We start from the raw sequence: 22586 nt of genomic DNA on the forward strand, positions 1-22586 counted from the left end.
GCCGATGGTACTTGGACCGAAGGGTCCTGGGAGAGTAGGACGTTGCCAAGCAAAAAACCACTGTTGATGAATATCGGCAGTGGTTTTTTTTATATATACATACATGATCGTGTAAGGCTCAGTAGATACTCATAAAGGAACCAATTTTTTTCATCGCTATAACGCTGTAAACCGTTCACTTTGCCTTGACACTGCAAATGCCCTTTGTTAAGATGGCAATATTATATTTTTTTAAGAAAACGATTATTTCCTTGTGCAGCAAGGGAACTTTAGAAGCAACATTATATATTTAAGGGAGGAACCATAGTCGTGTGGGAGAACAAATTCAATAAAGAGGGTCTAACATTTGACGATGTGCTTTTAGTGCCGCGTAAGTCTGAAGTACTGCCGAAAGAAGTAGATGTATCTACAACTTTGAGTAAAAATGTAAAGCTAAATATACCTCTCATTAGTGCAGGTATGGATACAGTTACGGAATCGAAATTAGCCATTGCCATTGCCAGAGAAGGCGGTCTCGGTATTATTCATAAGAATATGCCTATTGAGCAGCAAGCAGAAGAAGTAGATCGCGTTAAACGTTCTGAGAGCGGAGTTATTACGAATCCATTCTCCCTAACAGCTGATCATCTTGTATCAGATGCAGAACGACTTATGGGTAAATTCCGTATTTCGGGTGTACCTATCGTTGATGACAATAACAAACTAATCGGAATCCTAACAAACCGCGACCTGCGTTTTGTCCACGATTACAACACTAAAATTGGCGATGTAATGACTCGCGACAACTTGGTCACAGCATCTGTTGGTACAACACTTCAAGAAGCAGAAGTCATTCTTCAACAGCATAAAATTGAGAAATTGCCTTTAGTAGACGAATCAAACACGCTTAAAGGATTAATTACGATTAAAGATATTGAAAAAGCGATTCAATTTCCTAACGCAGCCAAAGATGCTCAAGGCCGTCTGCTTGTTGGTGCTGCTGTTGGTATTTCGAAAGATACATTTGAACGGACAGAAGCTCTCGTTAAAGCAGGAGTTGACGTCATTGTAGTCGATTCCGCTCATGGACATCACATTAATATTATTGATACTGTACGTAAAATGCGCAGCTTGTACCCTGATCTAACGATTATCGCTGGTAACGTAGCTACAGGTGAAGCGACACGTGAATTAATTGAAGCAGGTGCTTCAGTTGTTAAAGTGGGTATCGGTCCAGGTTCAATTTGTACCACTCGTGTCATTGCTGGTATCGGTGTTCCGCAAGTAACGGCTGTATATGACTGTGCAACTGTAGCAAGAGAATATGGAGTCCCAATTATTGCAGACGGCGGTATTAAATACTCTGGTGAAATTACGAAGGCGATTGCTGCCGGAGCGCATGCTGTTATGTTGGGCAGTTTGTTTGCAGGTACAGAAGAAAGCCCAGGCGAATCTGAAATTTATCAAGGCCGCAGATTTAAAGTATACCGCGGTATGGGATCGATCAGTGCAATGAAACAAGGCAGTAAAGATCGCTACTTCCAAGATGATGATAAGAAGCTTGTACCGGAAGGTATTGAAGGCCGCGTAGCTTACAAAGGTCCTTTGTCAGATACGATTCACCAACTCATTGGCGGACTTCGTTCTGGTATGGGTTATTGTGGCACCAAAACACTGGATGAACTTCGAAATGATACGCAATTTATTCGAATTACAGGTGCGGGTCTTCGTGAAAGCCATCCTCATGATGTGCAAATCACGAAAGAAGCTCCTAACTATTCTCTATAATATTAGCAATATACCAGAATCTTCTCTATCAGGCAGGGTCAATTTGACCCTGCCTGACTTTTTTTGCAAGGATTGCTGTGATAGAATAGAACAAAAGTATAAAAGTATAAAATGTGTTGAATTTGAAGGGAGCTTACAAGGCATTGAAGGACAAGCAATTACATCGTAACAAAAAAGAATGGGTTAAAAAGAGCGTAGCATCTGCCTTACTGTTAAATATGCTTTGTTCATCTGTTGCGCCAGTCATGGCATATGCAGAAAGTGGACAAACTACAGCTACGGTATCGACAAATGCTGCATCACAATCAGCAATGAAAGTTCCTTCGGTGGACTCCATTGGTCTAAATGTGAGTTCGGCAGTTCTTCTTGATGCTGCAACAGGTCAAGTATTATTGTCTAAGAACAGTGATGTACCGCTGCCGCCAGCAAGTATGACGAAGATGATGACCGAGTATATCGTCGCTGAGCAAGTAAAACAAGGAAAACTAAGCTGGGATACTATGGTGACAACAAGTGAAAATGCATCCTTGCAGACAGGTTCTAAAGTTTTCCTTGCAGAAGGCGATCAACATACTGTTAAAGATCTTTATATAGCAATGGCTGTAGGTTCTGCAAATGATGCAACAGTAGCGCTTGCTGAATACGTTGCAGGATCTGAGCAACAATTTGTTAAAATGATGAATGAAACAGCACAACGTATGGGCATGAAAACCGCATATTTTATTAATGCGACAGGTTTAAGCCGTGCGGATATGCCTGAAAAGTATCGTCCAAATACAGACCGAGAAACGGTTATGTCAGCTATGGACGCAGCTATACTGGCTAAATATATTGTTAATGATCACCCTGATTTCAATCAATTTACAACGATCCAGTCGTATAAATTCCGTCCACGCGATAAAGCTCCAATTGTTAACTTAGACTGGATGCTTGAAGCGAATAAATCCATTCCTAACTTTAAAGCCTATGCTTATGAGGGATTGGATGGACTTAAGACAGGTCATACGGAACAAGCAGGTTACTGCTTTACAGGTACCGCTGTTCGTAACGGTATGCGTTTAATTAGCGTCGTAATGGGTACGGATTCTGAAGCACATCGTTTCACCGAAACTCGCAAAGTGCTTGATTACGGCTTTAACAATTTTGAAGAGAAACAAATTATTGCCCCTAAATCAACGGTAAAAGGTGTAGAGAAAGTCGCAATTAAGAAAGGTAAAGAGACAAAAGTCCCTGTTGTAACAGATCAAGCGGTGAGCTTCGTTGTTCCAAAAGGAACTAATCCAACCAATGTAACGTTTACAACGAAAATTGACGACAATGTTGTCGCACCAATTAAGGCAGGAACCAAAGTCGGAACGATTACGTATACGTATAAAGTTGACGGTACTAACCAAACGGAACAAAGAACGGTAAATCTGGTCGCTGCTCAAGATGTAGATAAAGCAAGCGGATTCCGATTGTTTTTCCGCAGTATTAAAAACTTCTTTGTAGATCTATTTGATGGCGTGAAGAACTTATTCTAATGACATTTATTATTGGAGTCATATAATTCCGAGTTGAAGAGTTGTGTATTTGTCATTGTTCATGTAAAATATCAAGTTAGATTCATTACATTTTTTACTAAAAATGAAGTCATCAGCAATGATTTGAGATGATTGATATACTTTCGGGAGGCGTAAATATGGAAACAGGAACATCGCGTGTTAAAAGAGGTATGGCAGAAATGCAAAAAGGCGGCGTCATTATGGACGTCATGAATGCGGAACAAGCGAAAATTGCTGAAGCGGCTGGAGCAACAGCAGTTATGGCTCTTGAACGGGTTCCTTCTGATATCCGTGCAGCTGGCGGTGTAGCACGTATGGCTGACCCTACAATTGTAGAGGAAGTTATGAAAGTCGTGACGATCCCAGTTATGGCTAAAGCGAGAATTGGACACTACGTTGAAGCAAAAGTGCTTGAATCATTGGGCGTAGACTACATCGATGAGAGTGAAGTGCTGACACCAGCGGATGAAGTGTTCCATATTAATAAAAATGAATTCACCGTTCCGTTTGTGTGCGGAGCGAAAGATCTAGGTGAGGCGCTTCGTCGTATTGGTGAAGGCGCAGCGATGATTCGTACGAAAGGTGAACCAGGAACAGGTAACATTGTTGAAGCTGTACGTCACATGCGTCTAATCAACAGCCAAATCCGTAAAGTGCAAAACTTGTCCAAAGATGAGCTTTATGCTGAAGCTAAAAACCTTGGTGTATCTTATGAGTTGCTTCTTGGCGTTCATGAAACGGGGAAATTGCCGGTTGTTAACTTTGCAGCAGGCGGCGTAGCAACTCCAGCGGATGCAGCGTTAATGATGCACCTTGGAGCTGACGGCGTATTTGTTGGTTCAGGTATTTTCAAATCGGATAATCCTGAAAAATTTGCACGTGCCATCGTTGAAGCAACAACACATTACCAAGACTATAAATTGATTGCAGAAGTATCCAAAAACCTCGGTACACCGATGAAAGGTATCGATATTTCTAAACTCGATCCATCGGAACGGATGCAAGATCGCGGCTGGTAAGAAGGAAAGAAGGCTTATAGATGAAAATCGGAGTATTAGCACTTCAGGGTGCAGTTGCAGAACATATTCGCAGTATTGAACAGACGGGTGTTGAAGGAGTTGCGATTAAGAAAGTCGAACAACTTGGGGACATCCAAGGACTTATTATTCCTGGCGGTGAAAGTACAACGATTGGCAAGCTGATGCGCAAATACGGCTTTATTGATGCGATTCGTCAATTTTCAGCTCAGGGCAAACCGATTTTCGGTACTTGTGCAGGTCTTATTGTTCTCGCTAAACATATTGAAGGTCAAGAAGATGCTCATCTGGAGTTAATGGATATTACAGTTAAACGCAATGCGTTTGGACGTCAGCGTGAAAGCTTCGAAACGGATCTAAAGGTAAAAGGTATTGAAGAACCGGTTCGGGCGGTATTCATAAGAGCTCCGCTCATTGTTTCCGTAGGAGAAGGTGTAGAGGTTCTGTCGACGTACAATAATGAAATTGTGACTGCTAGAGAAGGACATTTGCTCGTATCTTCATTCCATCCGGAATTAACCGATGACTATTCTGTTCATCAATATTTTGTAGAGATGGTTAAAGAAAGTGAACAATAATAACCAGCCTTGAACAGGAGCAGCATAATCTGCTCCTGTTCATTGTGTCGTATAAGACCGATCTCGAAAGTAACAAACTTTTTTATATTTCGGATTTATGACTAGCGGAACCATTATATTCTGCTAGTTAATTTCCGATAATATGATTAAAGGCTCCATCAGGGGCTTTCTTTTAGTTTTAGTCGAAATTATGTTTCTGTGTTAAGAGTGAGGTTGTTTAGGAGGGCTATCCATGTTGGATGTAAAAATATTGCGTAACGAGTATGACCGTGTAGAGGAAGCGCTTAAAAATCGTGGTAAATCACTTGATTTGATTGCAGATTTCCCTAGTCTGGATACAAGACGCCGCGAAATCCTTCAAGAGAGTGAACAGCTCAAGAATCGGCGCAATGTCGTTTCTGGTGAAGTCGCTAAGCTCAAAAAGAACGGTGAAAACGCAGATGATCTCATTATGGAAATGAGAGAAGTTTCCGATCGCATTAAAGCATTGGACGAAGAGGTTCGCACTCTTGAAGAGAAAATTGATGAGTTAACACTGGCGATCCCGAACATTCCAAACGCAAGTGTGCCGGTTGGTGCTTCGGAAGACGATAACGTGGAACTTCGCCGCGTTGGTGAACCGCGCCAATTTGATTTTGAACCTAAAGCACATTGGGATATTGCCCAAGAGCTTGATATACTCAATTTCGAAGCAGCTGCGAAAGTGACTGGCTCCAGATTTACGTTTTACAAAGGGCTTGGGGCACGTCTAGAACGGGCGCTCATCAACTTTATGATGGATTTACATAGCGATCATGGTTACGAGGAAATGCTTCCGCCATATATCGTAAATCGGGATAGTCTGTATGGTACAGGTCAGCTTCCTAAGTTCGAAGAGGATCTGTTCAAACTTCGCGATACCGAGTACTATCTTATTCCGACTGCGGAAGTGCCAGTAACGAACTTCCACCGTGATGAGATTTTGAATGCCGAAGACTTGCCAAAATATTTTGTCGCATACAGCTCTTGCTTCCGTTCAGAGGCTGGCGCTGCGGGACGCGATACACGCGGTTTGATTCGTCAGCATCAATTCAACAAGGTTGAGCTTGTAAAGCTGGTTGACCCAGAACACTCATACGATGAATTAGAGAAACTTACAAACGATGCAGAGCGTGTGCTTCAGCTTCTGAAGCTTCCGTACCGCGTTATGGCGCTATGTACAGCAGATTTGGGCTTTTCTTCTGCGAAAACGTACGATTTAGAAGTATGGCTTCCTGAAAGCGGCATGTACCGCGAAATTTCCTCTTGCTCTAACTTTGAGGATTTCCAAGCGCGCCGCGCCAATATCCGTTTTAGACGTGAACCTAAAGCGAAACCGGAATTTGTTCACACGCTCAACGGGTCTGGACTTGCTGTAGGCCGGACAGTAGCAGCTATTTTGGAAAATTATCAGCAAGCCGATGGCAGCGTTGTTATTCCTGAGGTACTGCGACCATACATGGGCAATGTGGAAGTTATTTCTTATAAAAAATAACTTGATTTTCATTTAAATAATGTGTTAAAATCAATTTTGTCACGTGTTAGAAATAACTTATGTGATTAAATATTGATTTTCACATGGAGAGGTACCGAAGCGGTCATAACGGGGCGGTCTTGAAAACCGTTAGGGTGCAAGCCCACGTGGGTTCGAATCCCACCCTCTCCGCCATACTTACGTTATAGATAACCATTCCTTATAAGGGAATGGTTTTTTTGTGTTTAGGGCAAATTAAAGTCAGTGGAGGTGTTCTTTCATGGATCAAAGAATCCAAGTAGATCAGCACCAGCTGGCTGAAGCGTGGCAACAAACCCTTCCAGATACTTTACAGCCGGGTGATCGTGCACAGGTGAAGGCGGATGAAGCCAATCCGCAAGGACTTAGAATTCATATTGATACAGCAGGTCATACCCATTATTCTTTTGATTTTGAATGTGCTTATTTGGATTCTAGAGAGGTTCATGTCAATTTGGTTGATGTTGAGCGCGATGGGCGTACGATTGATGAGCGGAGTGAGCACATTCAACAATTAGCTGAAGATTACACGCGTCATATTCACGAATGCGCACAGACACTCCATTATTTGACCAAACAATGAGCATTCAAGGAGGCAATTGACATGACGAAGGCTAAACTAGGTGTAGATAAAAATCTATCGAACGTAGTGGATGATTTGAACCAAGTTGTTGTGAACAGCCATCATGCCCAGCAGTTACAGCAGGATGTGAATGACCGCCGCCATCAGGATTCCATGAATCATGACAAAACAGAAGATCTGCAGCATCCGCATTCTTAAGCAGAATAAGGAGGACACGTCTCATGGGTGGTAAATCAAAAGCTGTACCCGTACCTGAAGCACAGCAGCCTCACAGGCATCATAGCGGTCAAGAACAGTCTGCAGTGAAAGAGCCGCTTTCTGGCTCGAAAAAAGTGAAAAACCGTAACCATGTAGGTCATAATAATCCTGAAGGATAATCGAATACTTTGAACTTAAACCTAACCTTAGCAAAAGCTAAGGTTATTTTATTTTGAAGAAAATGAGCAAACTATTCATTTGTTGTCATAATGATATGAAAAGAGCAGAAAGGATCGTGATTGAATGGAACATACTGAACATTCACACAGATCACTGCGGACGAATGTTATGCGCGCATCTTTCATTAGTTTGGGAGCCATAATTGTAGCTGTGGCACTCGAATTGTTCCTTGTGCCGAATAGGATTACCGATGGCGGTATTACAGGCGTCTCTGTCATTATTTCCTACCTAACGGCGCTTCCGCTCGGCCTTTTTCTTTTCCTCATCAATATCCCTTTTCTCATCATTGGGTATAAGCAAATTGGCAAGACCTTTGCGCTATCAACGCTTCTCGGCATTTCGGTTATGTCTCTAAGCACGTATGTACTTCATGACGTAGATCCTTTTGTTACCGATACGTTGCTTGCTTTTGTATTCGGCGGAATTCTCCTAGGCTTTGGGACCGGAATGGTCATTCGGTTTGGGGGCTCTCTCGATGGTACAGAAGTAGTGGCCATTCTTATTTCGCGTAAAACTCCCTTTTCTGTAGGCGAAATCATTATGTTCTTTAATATTTTTATACTAACCTCGGCAGGGGCTGTGTTTGGTTGGGATCGGGCGCTGTTCTCGATTTTGGCTTACTATATCGCTTTTAAAGTGATCGACATAACTATTGAAGGCTTAAATGAGTCAAGATCGGTATGGATTATTAGCGACCATATCGATGAAATTGGCGATGCAATTATTCACCGTTTGGGCCGAGGGGTCACTTACTTATCTGGGGAAGGCGGATTTACTGGCGATCCGAAAAAAGTTATCTTCTGCGTGATTACGAGATTAGAAGAAGCGAAAATGAAAGAGATAGTGAATCAATTCGATGAAAATGCCTTTCTTGCTGTCGGCGACATTCATGATGTGAAGGGAGGAAGATTTAAGAAGAAGGCGATTCACTAGATAAGGCAGTCCGATTAGTATAAAAAGTGTTTCTCTGATGTAGAAAATCGTTTATGATGGTTCTAGCAGTAAATACATACACGATTTACATTCGGGGAGAGGGGATTTTTGTAATGAGTAAAAAATTTGCAGCCATCACACTGACACTGCTTCTAACATTTATGGTTGTACTGTCAGGCTGCAGTAGTAGTCAGCAAGGACCACAGACAGCTTTAAGCAAAGCTGCGGCAAATGCACTCAAAATGACTTCTTATCAGTTTTCAAACACGATTAAAGTAAACGAAATCGAACTTGGCTCAGCAAATCCGCTCGTTAGTCTGCTTAAAAACGCAGAGATTCATGTAGATGGTGTATATCAAAATGATCCAATGCAGACAGAAATGAGAGTAGACATCAAGCTGCATGGTCAGACACCGCAAACGATAACGATGCCGATCATTTTTACGAAGGATAAGATTTATTTTAAATATCCGAACATTCCTTTGATAGCAGTTCCGGATACCGTTAAAGATAAGTTTATTGTGATGGATCTTGCCGAGGCAACGCAGTTAGATTCGGTGATTAATCCTAAAATGATCGAACCGAAAACGACTCTAGCACTGATGTCCGAAATGACGAAAGTACTGACCGACACTTATGATGGGAAATCATACTTCAAGGAGATCGATCCGAAGGATGCAGCCTTACCTGCAGGTGTAGAAGCTAAGCAAGTAATTCAGTTTAACGTTGGCAATGAAAATGCGAAGGAAGCAGCCCAGTTGTTTGTAAACAAGGCGTTGCCTAAAATGCTCGATATTGCTGCAAAAGATGAATATGCAGGAGTAATTGGTAAGACGCCGGAACAAATTGCGGAATGGAACAAAAATGTAAAAGCAAACAGCGCCAAATACGTTGACAATGTAAAAGTAAATCTACTAACCATCAAATCAGCTATAGACGCGAATGATTTTCCTTCATACCAGGATATAACGCTGAATGTAGAACTGAACGATCCTAAAACCAATAAAGCAAGCAAGCTGTCACTTCAAAGCACTAGTCAATATACGAAAATTAATGAGAAGCAGACGTTCGCTACTGGTATTCCAAAAGATACGATCACTTTAGAGCAATTTGAACAAGCGATGAAAGGTATCGGAGTTAATTAATAATTAGAGCAAAAAATCACCCGTCCACATTGAGGTGCACCCCAATTGTTAGACAGGTGATTTTTTATTTGAGTTATTTGTCTGCTTTTCCAAAGAAATCTTCAGCGAGAAGCGCGTAAATTTGATGATCTTCCTAAGAGCCATTAATTTTAACGAGCTTTCGTGCGATTCCTTCCATCTGAGGTTGATGTGTCTGCTGGCCCTTAGGAGTGAGAATCATCTTTGCCGTAATTTGCGAAAGAACTCGGTCAGAAGCGAAGAACACTCTTCTTGCAAAATGCCAGAGATGATTTCTGTACGATGATTGAACCGAGGTTCCTGGAGCAAATTCATCAATGTCCCTGCACAGCCTGCTTTAGGATCGGTTGTTCCGTAAACAATTTGCGGAATTCGGCTCTGTACGATGGCGCCTGCGCACATTGGGCAAGGTTCCAAGGTGACATATAACCGGCAGTCTAGCAGACGCCAAGCACTTAAGTGTTTGCTGGCATCCTTAATGGCGATTAACTCCGCATGCGCGGTTGCATCATGCGTCGTTTCACGCAGATTATGACCTCTTCCAATCACTTCATTGTCTTTGACAATAATGGCCCCGATCGGCACTTCTCCAATAGACTGTGCCTTCTCAGCCTCGCGTATCGCTTCACGCATCCAATATTCATGAATGGAGTTATCCACAGAATTCGGATCAGTATGAAATTCGTTCAACGTAAAATTCGACTCCTTTCCACAAAAATCAACAATTACACCTCGAACAAGTATTCGTTTGTTAACATGATGTGAATAACCTTGTGTATATCTTGCGATTTACCCACAGATTTGTCCACATTACACACAATAAAGATGTGGATTTGTGGACAAAATGTGAGTAATCCATAGTATCGAATGGTATTTGATAACAGCTTAGAGTTACTTCAATTATTGTAGGCAATCAAACGGTGAATATCAATTGATTTTACGTTAAAATGAGATGGATACACCAATTTATATTTTGAGGTGAAAGGCAATTGCGAATCAATAAATTCATCAGTGAAACGGGTTATTGTTCCCGGCGCGAAGCGGACAAGCTGGTGGAATCAGGACAAGTGACGATTAATGGTGTTGTTGCTGTACTTGGCAGCCAAGCAGAGGAAGGCGACGATGTACGCATCAACGGACAGCCGATTACCAGTAAGAAGAAGCACGTCTATATTGCACTGAATAAGCCCGTAGGAATTACGAGTACGACTGAACGGCATGTCAAAGGCAACATTGTCGATTTCGTAGGCCATCCAGAACGCATATTTCCAATTGGACGCCTCGATAAAGATTCGGAAGGGTTAATCCTGCTGACGAATGATGGTGATGTAGTCAATAAAATTTTACGGGCGGAAGGTAAGCATGAGAAGGAATATATCGTAACTGTCGATAAGCCCATTACCCCGTCATTTTTAAAAGGAATGGCCAGCGGTGTAAAAATTTTAGGTGAAATGACATTGCCGTGTACAGTGACTCGAATGTCTGACCGCACGTTTCGAATTATTTTGACAGAAGGGAAAAATCGGCAAATTCGCAGAATGTGCAGCGCATTTGGGTACAATGTAAAACAATTAAAACGAATTCGGATTATGAATATACATTTAGGGGAACAAAAAGTAGGGACATGGCGCAGCCTAACGACGGCTGAGTTGCAAGAGTTAGGCAAGATGCTGGATTATTCGATGGTTTAAAGAAAAATCCGGTTGACCTTCCCTTGTAGGACAGATCAACCGGATATTAAACCGGGGTTTTATTTTGCCGGCACTTGTATACTTTGTACGTTGCTTTGATATTTACGCAAGATCGACACTTCGACACGACGGTTTTTAGCGCGACCTTCGTTTGTGTTGTTATCAGCAACCGGGTGGTATTCGCCATAACCGACAGCGCTGAATTTTTTCGGATCCAGATGCTGGTTAAGGAGTAGAATTTTCATAAAATTCAGTGCTCTAGCAGAACTGAGCTCCCAGTTGGATTCAAATTGGTCGTTATAGATCGGAACATTATCCGTATGACCAGACACAAGAATATTATAATTCGGAAATTGCTGCAGCATATTGGATATCGCTTTGGCTAATATCCGGGCTTCTGGCTTGACAGCGGCATCGCCAGATGGGAACAGGGCTACGTCGCTAATGGTAATGACGAGCTCAGATTGATTTAACTTCGTTGATAGCTCAGAGGTTAATCCATTTTCTTTGATGTACTGGTCAATCTGTTTCTTTAGCTTCTCTAAATCTTCCTGTTCTTTCTGCTTGAGCGCAGCGAGCTCGGCGGCATCCATAGCTGTTCTCGGTCTACCGACGATAGGATCCTTCGGATTTTGAGTGGTTGAATTTTGATCCATGACACCCGTTCCGCCATCTAGAACGGTTTTAAAAGCTTGGCTCATTTCTTCGAACTTCTTAGCATCAGTAGTGCTCATACTGTATAGAACGATAAATAGCGCAAGCAGAAGAGTCATTAAGTCCGAATAAGGAAGCAGCCATGATTCATCATTGTGCTCTTCGTGGGATTCATGTCTAGTCTTTTTGGCCACCTGAACCAGCCTCCTCATCATTCATATCAGCACGCTCGGAAGGTGTTAGGAAGACCGACAGTTTTTGACTAATCGCTATGGTTGAAACGCCGGATTGTATGGACAGCAGACCTTCCACCATCATCAAGCGGAGTTCGATTTCAGCTTTGGAAAGACGTTTTAGCTTATTAGAAATCGGATGCCAGAGTACATAACCTGTGAATATACCTAGCAGCGTAGCAATGAAGGCTGCTGAAATGGCATGGGCCAGTTTCCCCATATTACTCATATCTGCGAGAGCGGCAATTAGACCGATAACGGCACCTAATACCCCTAGGGTCGGTGCGTACATCCCTGCTTGAGAGAAGATCAGTGCTCCTGCTTTATGACGTTCTTCTGTCGCTGCAATATCTTCTAACAGTACATCACGAACAAAATCTTGGTCGTTGCCGTCAATAATCATACGCATTCCGTTGCGCAAGAAATCATCATCGATTTCATCGATTTTGGATTCGAGTGCAAGAAGTCCTTCACGGCGAGTAATGGTTGCCCATTCCGTGAACTGGCTAATGAGCTCTTGTTTGCTAACTCTTTTTGGTTTAACAAACAGCAGGCTAATGAGCTTCGGAAATTTCTTCATTTCCGACATTGGGAATGCGACGAAGAGCGATGCAAAGGTTCCGACAAAGATAATAACGTATGCTGCCGGGTTGTTGACTAGGTTAACCAGCGGTGCTCCCTTAAGGAACATACCTACAAGTAGAGCTACGAGCCCGAGTATAAGGCCAATAATCGTTGAAATTTCCATTGTACACCTCATCCATGAGAATAGAATTGAATCCTTTCTGGCTGTCATTTGCATCCCTGAAATGACATGTAAGACAAAGAAACGTATTATAATATTTATCGACATTTAGGTCCTATTTTTTAAGTCGAAATTTGTAGTATTGAATAAAATATTGCTGATGTAGAAGGGCATAAAGATAGGAGTGAACGCCATGGGATTAAAACATGGACGAGAATATGAACATATTTTGCACGATTTAACCGCTGCAGTAGCACAAATCCACGACAGCTATTTGTTTTTGGAGATGGAAGAGGATGAGTGGCATTGCTTGTCTCGAGCAGAACAGTTAGAAATGAATGAGGCGCTTGCAGAAGATTTATTTTATGCGCTCGGTTCAGAGTCTACCATCGTTGTAGGGAGCGGGATTGTAATCCATGATAAAGAGCAGCACCGCATACATTTTTTGATTGGTGACGATGAGTTAAACGTAGTACCGCTCATTTGAGGTTTGCATGAATTGATTCCACAAGGAATACAATGAGAAAAAAGCGATCGTTGATAACCTGCCAAATGTTTCGGTATGAATAGTAGGAACAGAGGAGGAAGATGAAGTATGCCTTTTACACAAGAAGAAGTAGAAACGCAATTGAAAAAATGTGAAGGTTGGCAGTTGCAGGAGGGACGATGGATCGTCCGCAAGTACACCTTTTCCAGCTTCATGAAAGGAATCGCTTTCGTCGATGAGGTTGCGGCGATTTCAGAAGCGTTCAAGCACTATCCATTCATAACGATTGACTATAAGACGGTAACTCTTCGGCTCACATCACAGGAAGAAGGCGGCATTACAGCGGTAGATATTAAGGAGGCTCATCAATATAACGAGGCCTTTGAGAAGATGAGATCTGGAGAGTAGTACTATTTAAATAAAGCTATATAAATATGGGAAACTAAAAACACGCCTTCAGGGTGGATGATTCCACTCAAGTTAAGGCGTGTTTTACTTTGCCCATTACATTATTTTTTCTCGGAAAGCCATTTCGCAACGTTCGCAATTTCTGTATCTTTAAGTTTGTCTTTGAAAGAAGGCATCATGCCGCCTTTACCTTTGGTGATCGTTTTGTAGATGTCGTCCACAGTAAGCTCGGAGCCAATTTTTTGCAGATTAGGTCCTACTGAACCTTGAAGCTGGTCACCGTGGCAGCTAATGCAGTTTGCTTTCACAGTTGCTTCAGCAGCAGTTGCATCAAGCTCGACCGCAGGCATGGTAGGTTTTTGTTCTTCCGCCACTTGTTCTTTGCCAGGTAACGTAAACATTAATACAATTGCTAATGCGCAGGCAACAACGAATACGCCGCTCATGATCCATTTTTGCATTTTTAATCGTCCCTCCTATGTATGCTACTTCCTCATTATAACCTGAACATGCTCACTCGTCATAGCACTTATGGCAAAAAAAGACATGAAGCCCGCATCGATTTGTTCAAAAAAAATTCAAATTTATGCGTTGAATAATGAACTATTTTCGATGGTATACCATGCAGTGAAATTGTTTCATGCCTTCTGGGGTTCTTTTTTCATATGTATCAGCAATGACAAAACCTGCTTTCTCATAAGCACGAATAGCCCGTGTATTCCAAGTTAATACCTCAAGATCAACGATACGTTCAGGGGCTCTTCTTAACGCTTCACGAACGATGGCTTCCATAAAAATTTGCCCTAGACCTTGGCCGCATAATTCAGGACGCAAGCCGACTCCTAATCTAGTGACCCCTTCAATGGGGAAAAATTGTGCAAAACCGATTAAATCTCCATTCTGATCCACAACAGAAGCATACTGCTGCGCGCGCAGCTCTGGATCGCCAAATTCAACGGATAAAAGGACCATCTGCTCCCAAGGGAGCCATCCATAAATGTTATAAGGGTCTTCATATTGCCACGAACAGACCGCAGATGCATGATCTTCTTCCATTGGAACGACGTAACACTCCTTCACCGGATCTTTCACAGCAACTCCCTCCTTAAAATATGATTATATACGAAACGATTTCAATCGCTGCAACGTTTTATACATAGAAAGACCGCAGAGATGATTCTTCACCCGAATCTCTGCGGTCTTGGAATAAAAATGATAAATAAATGCCTTACTCGACGTTGTCGTTATCTTCTGAATCGACAGCTACCGATTCATACGTATCTGTGCTCATAACACGTTTTGCGCCAACATAACGCTTCTCGTAATAATCTTCGCTTAGTGAGCTAATACGAATTCCTTTGGAGGAAGCGTGAGCAAATTTGCCGTCACCAACGTAGACGCCTACATGCGAAATGCCTCTGCCGCTTGTATTAAAGAACACAAGATCTCCGGATCTCAAATCATCTTTGGATACGGCTGTACCCATTTTGTATTGAGCTCCAGATTGATGTGGAAGCTTTATACCCAGTTTACCGTAAACATACATCGTAAATCCAGAGCAGTCAAAACCATTTGTAGTGGTTCCTCCAGATTTATAAGGGGTTCCTATAGCTCCATCCACAACTTCATCTAATTTGGAATCTGCGAAAGCGCTCCCAGTTCCGATAGTAAACATAATTGCGACACTGATTGCCGCTGCTGCCAGTTTCTTATTCACAGTTGTACCCCTTCCAATGCCTACGAGGTTAGCTTAAGGATTCGGTAGAAGGTCCCCTATGATCCCTCTGTTACGAGATCAATTCACCCACAAATGGATCCCCCGCTTCCCATGCGATGGGAATTCGGCAACGATTTTTTTTCACTTTAATTAGTATTCGAGATGAAATCTCAAACTCCTGCAAAAGTTACAAAAAATATTACAAAGTTGTTACTCATTGCGTTTATTTTAACAGAGGTATAACAGTTTGGCAATAATTACATGTCATTATTAAAATAAAAATAAGCCTACGCCTTCAAAAAATGAAAGCGTGAGGCTTTTAAAGTAGGTGATAGCTCGCATAAATACGCTGCAGCAGTTTAAATATGTTACCATTTCAGTTTTTGTGCGATCTGTTATACCACAGTTGGTACTGGGATGTAATTTGCCATACGTCGAATAAGCTCCGGAAAAAATGATATGCCTGCTGTAACAGGAGTGCAAGAAACCCTGCCCATATCCATGATACTGCGGTAAACAACCCAAAAATGAAAAGGGTGTAACCTCCTATGACTAGAGAGATTCCGATGCTTGGAAAAATGTAACGAACATAGACAAGTACAGAACGGAATGGCCCAGAGCGGCTGATGAGTCCAAACTGCATGTACAGAATGATTTGATGGAGCAGATAACCATAGATGAACCATCCCGCAATATAAGGAAGGGTGTGGAGCAGCATAGGTGCGTTATGAATACTGCCAAGCAATATAGGTTTAAGTTTAGGTATTATCCAATAAGCAGGTGTACATAGCAGAATGATTTCAAGCCAATAAAAGAGTATTACCGGCTTCCATAACTTCTTCATGCCCGTGAAGAATGGAAGTCCCTTTTCCTCATCTCGCGCCTGGATCAGTCCGTTATAAATTCCTGCTCGAATGAGGGGAGTTACTATCATTCGGAGCAGCAGCATTCCTATAAGCATCCATAGATATAGTCGAAAGGAACTGCTGCTTAGTATTCTTAATTGCCCTTCCATTAGAAATAAAGTCTGACTGATTTCGTTAGGAGCGGGATCCGGATATCTTTGCAGAAAGCGTACGACTACTGAATTAATAAGCTTATATAGGAAAAATCCCCATAACAGCTGGTACAAAAATAGAATGATGACGACATAAAATTGTTCTTTGATACTTTTCCAGCCTAAACGAATGTATGACATCGGCCCATCGTCACCTCACCATGACAGCGTTCCAAGCAATGATTCAATCAGCTTGGTAACGCTCAGATTCCACCTCATTAATGACTTGTTGTCCAGTTTCTCTTTAAAGTAGTTGTTCATATGATTGTTCTCTAGAACGACTGTGTACATCGGGTCGATCATAGCCCAAGTGACAGGGGATGTCGCGCGAAGCTTATACTCGATCTGACCGCCATCTCCATTCCATACTTGGCGAACCGTATGACCATCTTCGAAGTTGAAAATGATAGGAATTTTGGAGTAGCTGCCTCCTTGACTGCTGATGTGAACAACCGACTCGTAGATCGTTTGATTATCCTGTTTTGTTTCGTTTACTGTAATACCATCCACGGAGAAATCAGCCATTTTATTGCTGTAAACATACTGATTAAAATAGTCTTGCCACGATTTCCCTGTGACCTGTTCGACGACACGCTGAAAATCACGAGTTGTTGGATGACGAAAACGGTACTTTTTACTGTACATGGACATAATTTTGTTCATTGTTTTTGTTCCGACTTGCTTCTCGATGCCAAGCAGCACTAATTTTCCGCGAATGTACACATTTAAAGCATATTTTTTGTGTGACCCAAATTTCCACGCTTCCTGTGTAAGCTTCTCAGGAGCGGTGATGTTTCCTGCTTGAACGACAAGATTAGGAATAAGACCGTATTCTTGCTCCATTAGCTTATCTTCAGCATAAGAGGTAAATGCCTCGTCAAGCCATGCTTCTTCGAATTCGTTGTTAGCAATCATTCCATAGAAGTATTGATGGCCGATTTCGTGGATGACCGTTCGTTCTAGCTCATAACCTGGCGAATCACTGGCAGCTCCAAAAGCCGTAATCAAAGTTGGATATTCCATCCCGCCTGCTCCGTTGCCATCCTTAGGGGGGACAACAATAGATAATGTGGAGTAAGGATAAGATCCATACCATTTGCTAAAATTGGTGAGTGCGGCTTTGGCTGCTTCAAAATAACGTTCCTTTAAGTCTTTGTGAGCGGGGTCTAAATACAGCTTAATGCGCACTCCCGGAACTTCAGGTGAAGAGAAGGGCTCTTCTGCATAAATAAAGTTGGGGGACGCAGCCCATGCAAAGTCATGAACATCATCGGCGTAAAATTGATAAATCTTTTTCCCTTGTGAAGTTATGGATGACCTGGTTGGGAAGCCTGTAGCTGCGACGGTATAGCCCTCAGGAACACTAATCCGCACGCTGTAGATTCCAAAATCAGAATAGAACTCTGAATTTCCGTGGTATTGGTGCAAATCCCAGCCCTCTGTGGTCCGTCCTCGTTGACCTGCCGGCTCATACACACATATTTTAGGAAACCATTGTCCAGCCATGACGAATGATCCCGCCGTACCCATACGTGCAAATACTTTAGGCAAATGAACTTTAAACTTCATGCGCAGCGTAATACTCTCGCCGCCTTTTACTGGAGCGGGCAGCCGTACTTTGATGAGCGTTTTATCTTTGGCATTGCCGTCGTCTGGTTGTACATATTGAATGCGGTGCATGAGGGAGATTCCGTCTGTTGTCTTAAGCTCAGTTAATTCGATAGATCCGAATCCATCTTGGGGCATCGAGTCATTCCGAAGCTTTCCGCCCGATTCTTTCATAAAGGTGGTATCCACCGAAGAGAAAGCGTTCGTATAGAGGTGAAAATAGAGCTCGTTGACCGTCTTTTTGCCCGGGTGTGTCCATGTGATCGTTTGGACCGCTTCAAGCTCGTTATCCTCAGGATCTAGCTGGACGTCGATATGATATTCTGCCACACGTTTGCTTAAAATTTGCGCTTGGGGCTGCTGTACACTTTCGGTCTGTGGAATTTTGTTCATCGTTATTTTGTTTGCTGTAGATTTCACAGCCGAGGGCTTGCCCTTTTCTGGTGCAAGAGCAGACTGTGAATCTGACGATGACCTTGCGGCGAGCCACAGTGTACCGACGAGGACACCAAGGGCGAGAGCGGTAAATATAACAATATGACTGCGTTTTAGAGTCATTAATGGATACCTCCCGTTGACAAGCATCTACAGCATGTATATGTTTGCATTTGGACGATTATTAGCTAAAATAAAATTAATCTCAAAGAACGTTTTATTTAATGGAGGAAAATATGGACAATACACAAAAACCGGCCAAGAAGCAGCTTGCGCTGAACATTGTCAGCAGCAATGAGAAGAGCAAGCATAAAGGATTCGGCGCTGGATCCATTGATTTAAATAACGTATCCCCAGTCATCATTGACCGCGGTGAAGCTAAAATTGATATTGGGGCGATGCATGCGAAGAGCAAAGTGGAGCGGGGCATTAAATTTTCTACCAATCGCGAAGATGTGCCAAATGGCCGCCAAGTATGGGTTGTATGGGTTGCGGTTGATCGCACAGCAGAGGGTCAATTTTACGGCGGGGCAACAGCTTGTGAAATGCTAATTGATGAAGAGGCAAAGCGCGGCTGGAAAATACTTGCGGATCATGTGAATAAGCTCGATTATGCGGTAAAACGCCGTATTATGCTTGATGATCTTGGACCAGAAGAAAAGAAAGCACTCAAGAACTTGCTTATTTCCCACAACGAGACATGGTGGGAACACTCCTCTGATGAATTGAAGAACGCACTGGAATCGTAATATAGAAATAGACAAAGACAACCGCTCTCTATGAGAAACAGAGAACGGTTGTCTTTTTAATTATATTATTCAGTCCACCAACGTTTGAATTGCTGCCACCATGATTTTTTGCTGCTCTGCTCATGCTGGGTCGGTTCAAGATGCTCTCCGCCATGGCTACTACAATATTCGGTAGGCTGTGTTCCTTCAATAAATACTTCAAGCCGTTTGTTCGGACAATCTTCGGTTGCCAGTTTACCCGTAGTCGGATCAATATAGACGCTCACGACGCCGTCTGGGATCGGAAATATTTTGGGCGGTACATTTTTAAGCGCTTGTTCGGTATAGGATGCAAAGATAGGTGCGGCTTTACGCGTATCCGTTGCTGTAACAGTTTTCCCTTTGTCATAGCCGACCCATACCGCTGTAGATAGCTCTGGCGTGAACCCAACAAGCCATCCATCTGTATTTGTCGTTCCTGTCTTCCCTGCAACGGGCCGCTTAATCATGGATGCGACGCGGTTGCCTGTGCCGCCGCCTTCAAACACACTTTCCATAAGCTGTGTCAGTACATACGCTGACGCAGGGTCAACGACTTGCTCACTTTGGGCGGGCGGTGCTTCATACAAGACATTTCCTGTCGCGTCTGTAATTTTCAGAACAGCTACAGGCTTAACTCGTTTGCCTTCATTGCTGATGACAGAGAAAGCGGCTGCCATTTCAAAAGGGCTGACGGGTGAAGTGCCCAGCGCTAAGGACGGAACGGCTTCCAGCGGACTGTCAATCCCTAACTTCCGAGACATATCGATTACTTGATCGACACCAATGTTCATGACCGTATTGACCGCATAGATGTTATCCGATGCTGCAATCGCCTGCCGCATATCAATTTCACCTAAATATTTGTCGCCAAAATTGCTAGGTTGATATGTTTTACGATTGTTGTCGTAATGAAACAGTGTCGGCTGACTATTGAAGCGGGAAGCGCTTGTCATTTTCTTCGAGGAAAGCGCCGTTAGGTACATGATAGGCTTAAACGATGATCCAGGTTGCCGTGTTGTCGCAAACACATGATTGTACTGATTGGTGCGATAATTTTTGCCGCCTACGAGCGCTTTGATATACCCATTGCGCGGGTCGATGGAGACGAGTGCAACTTCGAGTTCGGATTTACTATCCATTTGCGCAGCAACAGCTTGATCAGCAGCCTCCTGAGCCTGAGCGTCGAGGGTTGTATAAATGTTAAGTCCGCCGTGATCAAGCAGTGATTGATCAAAGCCAAGGTCGTTAATGACGACACTTCGAACGTAGTCTCGGAAGTAAGGTGCCTTATCGACGACCATCCGGTTATCCAAAGGCTGAAAAGCTAAAATTTCGTTATAGGCGGCATTTGCTTGTGCTTGCGTTATAGCACCGGTCTGTACCATAGCGGACAGCACTATTTTTTGCCGATCCTTTGCATTCTTCATATGGTTATATGGGGAATAATAAGTGGGTCCCTTTGGAACACCGGCTAGCATTGCGCTTTCCGCTAACGTTAAATCTTTGGCGTGTTTGCCAAAATAGAGCTGTGATGCAGCCTCAACTCCATAAGCACCATGGCCATAATAAATTTCGTTTAAGTACATTTGAAGAATGTCCTGTTTGCTGTACTTCATCTCAAGCTGGATCGTGTACATGGCTTCCTTTGCTTTACGTGACCATGTTTTTTCATGAGATAAATATAGATTGCGCGCTAATTGCTGGGTGATGGTGCTTGCCCCTTGGACTGTGTTCATATGCTCCAAATTGACAAGGACAGCGCGTCCTAACCCTTTTAGATCAAAGCCAACATGGTTATAGAAATTCCGGTCCTCAACAGCGAGCGTTGCGTTAATGAGGTCGGGCGATATTTCACCCAGGGTTACCGGTTCGTCGTTACGCCCGCTGCTGGAAAATGTACCAATAACGCCTCCTTGGCTGTCTAGAAGTCTAGAGTTGCGGTCAGAGTCAGCGATCGGCAAATCTTTTTGATACAAATATACAAGTACGATTAGGGCAGCAATAACCAGCAAGAGAGCGGCTGTCGTTATAGCTCTAAATGTCCTTTTCAAGCCTTTCTTTTGTTTATGATTCGAGTTAGGTGCAGCCTTCACTTTGCCAGCTCCCTTCCATCCCTTTTCTTCTCATTATGGGAAGGATTGGAGCATATATTCACAAGCACGCCACACAAAACTCTAAAATTTTCGTTTACAAGGCAAATGGTACGGGAAGTGGTTGCATTTTCACCTTGATTTAATATAATACAATTTGTTTGGTACAATATTGGAAGTGGAACTTTTGTAAACTGACTTTAAATAAGATAATGCTTTAACATAAGTTTTCGATTTTCGTATGATGGCTAAACACTCATTCTACCGGAAAGAAGGTTTGTACGATGGAATTGTGGTTTACGGAGAAACAAACACCCGTTTTTGGGATTACAGCAAAAATTCGGGAGACGTTTGTCAATGAGAAGACAGAATTTCAAGATTTAGCGATGATTGATACCGAGGAATTCGGTCGCATGCTCGTGCTGGACGGCATGGTGATGACTACGATTAAGGACGAGTTCGTTTATCATGAAATGGTCGCTCATCCGGCGCTGTTCACCCATCCGAATCCTAAGCGCGTACTTGTTGTAGGCGGTGGAGACGGCGGTGTTATTCGCGAAGTCATCAAACACCCGGAAGTAGAGAAAGCTGTACTTGTTGAAATTGATGGTAAAGTCATTGAATATTCTAAACAATATTTGCCTGAAATTGCCGGCGAATTGGACAACCCTCGTGTTGAAGTATTGGTGAACGATGGTTACATGCACATTTTAGAACATAAAAATGAGTATGATGTCATCATGGTTGACTCTACTGAACCTGTAGGACCTGCAGCACCTCTATTTGAACGCGGATTTTATCAAGGGCTTTATGAAGCGCTCAAAGATGACGGAATCTTTGTTGCACAAACGGATAATCCGTGGTTCAAAGCTGATCTGATTCGCAAAGTGAATAAAGATGTGAAGGAAATCTTCCCGATTGTCCGCGTATACGGAGCTAATATTCCTACATACCCAAGTGGTCTGTGGACATTTACGATGGGCAGTAAAAAATACGACCCGCTGGAAGTAGATGAAACGAAAATTCCTGAAATCGATACGAAATATTACACGCCACGTCTGCACAAAGCTGCTTTCGTGCTGCCGAAATTCGTGGAAGATTTAACGAAATAGGAGGC

General features: G+C 42.8%; 24 protein-coding genes, 1 tRNA gene and 1 riboswitch. Of the genes, 16 read left to right on the forward strand and 9 right to left on the reverse strand.

The window, feature by feature from the left end; translation table 11 throughout:
* Positions 1–309: 309 nt before the first annotated feature.
* The 11 genes from guaB to J2Z20_RS17265 all read left to right on the forward strand — a co-directional run bounded on the left by guaB (position 310) and on the right by J2Z20_RS17265 (position 9556).
* Positions 310–1767, forward strand: a complete 1458-nt coding sequence (guaB, locus tag J2Z20_RS17215) for an IMP dehydrogenase (protein WP_209853194.1) — start codon at positions 310–312, stop codon at positions 1765–1767.
* 143 nt (positions 1768–1910) lie between these two features.
* Entirely contained in the window at positions 1911–3290 is a 1380-nt protein-coding gene (locus J2Z20_RS17220; RefSeq protein ID WP_245252525.1) for a D-alanyl-D-alanine carboxypeptidase family protein, read from the forward strand.
* Positions 3291–3448: 158 nt separating this feature from the next.
* Positions 3449–4330, forward strand: coding sequence for a pyridoxal 5'-phosphate synthase lyase subunit PdxS (gene pdxS, locus J2Z20_RS17225; RefSeq protein ID WP_209853196.1), 882 nt, complete (start codon positions 3449–3451; stop codon positions 4328–4330).
* A 20-nt stretch (positions 4331–4350) separates the two neighbouring features.
* A complete protein-coding gene (gene pdxT / locus J2Z20_RS17230; protein WP_209853198.1) occupies positions 4351–4926 on the forward strand; it encodes a pyridoxal 5'-phosphate synthase glutaminase subunit PdxT in 576 nt (191 codons plus the stop codon).
* A 232-nt stretch (positions 4927–5158) separates the two neighbouring features.
* On the forward strand, positions 5159–6439 hold the full coding sequence (gene serS, locus J2Z20_RS17235; RefSeq protein ID WP_209853200.1) for a serine--tRNA ligase: 1281 nt from the start codon (positions 5159–5161) through the stop codon (positions 6437–6439).
* 85 nt (positions 6440–6524) lie between these two features.
* A tRNA-Ser gene (locus J2Z20_RS17240) sits at positions 6525–6613 on the forward strand.
* Positions 6614–6698: 85 nt separating this feature from the next.
* Positions 6699–7040 carry a hypothetical protein gene (locus tag J2Z20_RS17245; RefSeq protein WP_209853202.1) on the forward strand — a complete coding sequence of 114 codons (342 nt, stop codon included), beginning with the start codon at positions 6699–6701 and terminating at the stop codon, positions 7038–7040.
* Positions 7041–7061: 21 nt separating this feature from the next.
* Positions 7062–7238: a hypothetical protein gene (locus tag J2Z20_RS17250; RefSeq protein ID WP_209853204.1), complete on the forward strand. Its 177-nt coding sequence runs from the start codon at positions 7062–7064 to the stop codon at positions 7236–7238.
* Positions 7239–7261: 23 nt separating this feature from the next.
* On the forward strand, positions 7262–7417 hold the full coding sequence (locus J2Z20_RS17255; RefSeq protein ID WP_209853206.1) for a small acid-soluble spore protein P: 156 nt from the start codon (positions 7262–7264) through the stop codon (positions 7415–7417).
* A gap of 124 nt (positions 7418–7541) precedes the next feature.
* Positions 7542–8411 carry a YitT family protein gene (locus J2Z20_RS17260; protein WP_209853208.1) on the forward strand — a complete coding sequence of 290 codons (870 nt, stop codon included), beginning with the start codon at positions 7542–7544 and terminating at the stop codon, positions 8409–8411.
* 113 nt (positions 8412–8524) lie between these two features.
* Complete coding sequence (locus J2Z20_RS17265; RefSeq protein ID WP_209853210.1) at positions 8525–9556, forward strand: hypothetical protein; 1032 nt, start codon at positions 8525–8527, stop codon at positions 9554–9556.
* Positions 9557–9772: 216 nt separating this feature from the next.
* Here J2Z20_RS17265 and tadA read toward each other — a convergent pair whose 3' ends face one another.
* Positions 9773–10264, reverse strand: a complete 492-nt coding sequence (gene tadA / locus J2Z20_RS17270; RefSeq protein WP_280921787.1) for a tRNA adenosine(34) deaminase TadA — start codon at positions 10262–10264, stop codon at positions 9773–9775.
* 299 nt (positions 10265–10563) lie between these two features.
* Between tadA and rluF the strand changes: the two genes are divergently transcribed.
* Positions 10564–11265, forward strand: a complete 702-nt coding sequence (gene rluF / locus J2Z20_RS17275) for a 23S rRNA pseudouridine(2604) synthase RluF (protein ID WP_209853212.1) — start codon at positions 10564–10566, stop codon at positions 11263–11265.
* A 59-nt stretch (positions 11266–11324) separates the two neighbouring features.
* Here rluF and motB read toward each other — a convergent pair whose 3' ends face one another.
* Together motB and motA are read right to left on the reverse strand one after the other, a co-directional pair.
* The gene (gene motB / locus J2Z20_RS17280; protein WP_209853214.1) at positions 11325–12113 is read right to left on the reverse strand and encodes a flagellar motor protein MotB; all 789 of its coding nucleotides are present in this window, start codon (positions 12111–12113) and stop codon (positions 11325–11327) included.
* A complete protein-coding gene (motA, locus tag J2Z20_RS17285; protein ID WP_209853216.1) occupies positions 12097–12900 on the reverse strand; it encodes a flagellar motor stator protein MotA in 804 nt (267 codons plus the stop codon). The genes motB and motA overlap by 17 nt, the downstream gene beginning before the upstream one ends.
* 190 nt (positions 12901–13090) lie before the next feature.
* Here motA and J2Z20_RS17290 point away from each other — a divergent pair, with 190 nt between their 5' ends.
* Both J2Z20_RS17290 and J2Z20_RS17295 read left to right on the forward strand, forming a co-directional pair.
* Entirely contained in the window at positions 13091–13384 is a 294-nt protein-coding gene (locus J2Z20_RS17290) for a hypothetical protein (RefSeq protein ID WP_209853218.1), read from the forward strand.
* Positions 13385–13492: 108 nt separating this feature from the next.
* Complete coding sequence (locus tag J2Z20_RS17295) at positions 13493–13792, forward strand: 4a-hydroxytetrahydrobiopterin dehydratase (protein ID WP_209853220.1); 300 nt, start codon at positions 13493–13495, stop codon at positions 13790–13792.
* A gap of 101 nt (positions 13793–13893) precedes the next feature.
* Here the strand turns inward: J2Z20_RS17295 and J2Z20_RS17300 are convergent, their stop codons facing one another.
* The 5 genes from J2Z20_RS17300 to J2Z20_RS17320 form a co-directional block, all read right to left on the reverse strand.
* Positions 13894–14253 (reverse strand): c-type cytochrome, encoded by a 360-nt coding sequence (locus J2Z20_RS17300; RefSeq protein ID WP_209853222.1) that lies wholly within the window; start codon positions 14251–14253, stop codon positions 13894–13896.
* 142 nt (positions 14254–14395) lie between these two features.
* Positions 14396–14848 (reverse strand): GNAT family N-acetyltransferase, encoded by a 453-nt coding sequence (locus J2Z20_RS17305; RefSeq protein ID WP_209853269.1) that lies wholly within the window; start codon positions 14846–14848, stop codon positions 14396–14398.
* Between the two features lie 172 nt (positions 14849–15020).
* Positions 15021–15509: a C40 family peptidase gene (locus J2Z20_RS17310; protein WP_209853224.1), complete on the reverse strand. Its 489-nt coding sequence runs from the start codon at positions 15507–15509 to the stop codon at positions 15021–15023.
* A gap of 2 nt (positions 15510–15511) precedes the next feature.
* Positions 15512–15649, reverse strand: a riboswitch (cyclic di-AMP (ydaO/yuaA leader).
* Between the two features lie 236 nt (positions 15650–15885).
* The gene (locus J2Z20_RS17315; protein WP_209853226.1) at positions 15886–16707 is read right to left on the reverse strand and encodes a hypothetical protein; all 822 of its coding nucleotides are present in this window, start codon (positions 16705–16707) and stop codon (positions 15886–15888) included.
* A 15-nt stretch (positions 16708–16722) separates the two neighbouring features.
* Positions 16723–18732: a M1 family metallopeptidase gene (locus J2Z20_RS17320; protein WP_209853227.1), complete on the reverse strand. Its 2010-nt coding sequence runs from the start codon at positions 18730–18732 to the stop codon at positions 16723–16725.
* 113 nt (positions 18733–18845) lie between these two features.
* On the opposite strand from J2Z20_RS17320, the gene J2Z20_RS17325 reads away from it, so the two are divergent.
* The gene (locus J2Z20_RS17325; protein WP_209853230.1) at positions 18846–19358 is read left to right on the forward strand and encodes a YwhD family protein; all 513 of its coding nucleotides are present in this window, start codon (positions 18846–18848) and stop codon (positions 19356–19358) included.
* A 65-nt stretch (positions 19359–19423) separates the two neighbouring features.
* On the opposite strand, the gene J2Z20_RS17330 is transcribed toward J2Z20_RS17325, so the two are convergent.
* A complete protein-coding gene (locus tag J2Z20_RS17330) occupies positions 19424–21472 on the reverse strand; it encodes a transglycosylase domain-containing protein (RefSeq protein WP_209853232.1) in 2049 nt (682 codons plus the stop codon).
* Positions 21473–21753: 281 nt separating this feature from the next.
* Here J2Z20_RS17330 and speE point away from each other — a divergent pair, with 281 nt between their 5' ends.
* Positions 21754–22581 (forward strand): polyamine aminopropyltransferase, encoded by an 828-nt coding sequence (gene speE, locus J2Z20_RS17335; RefSeq protein WP_209853234.1) that lies wholly within the window; start codon positions 21754–21756, stop codon positions 22579–22581.
* Positions 22582–22586: the final 5 nt, after the last annotated feature.

This window comes from Paenibacillus sediminis, from assembly GCF_017873765.1.
In the GTDB taxonomy this organism is placed as follows: Bacteria; Bacillota; Bacilli; order Paenibacillales; family Paenibacillaceae; genus Paenibacillus_AG; species Paenibacillus_AG sediminis.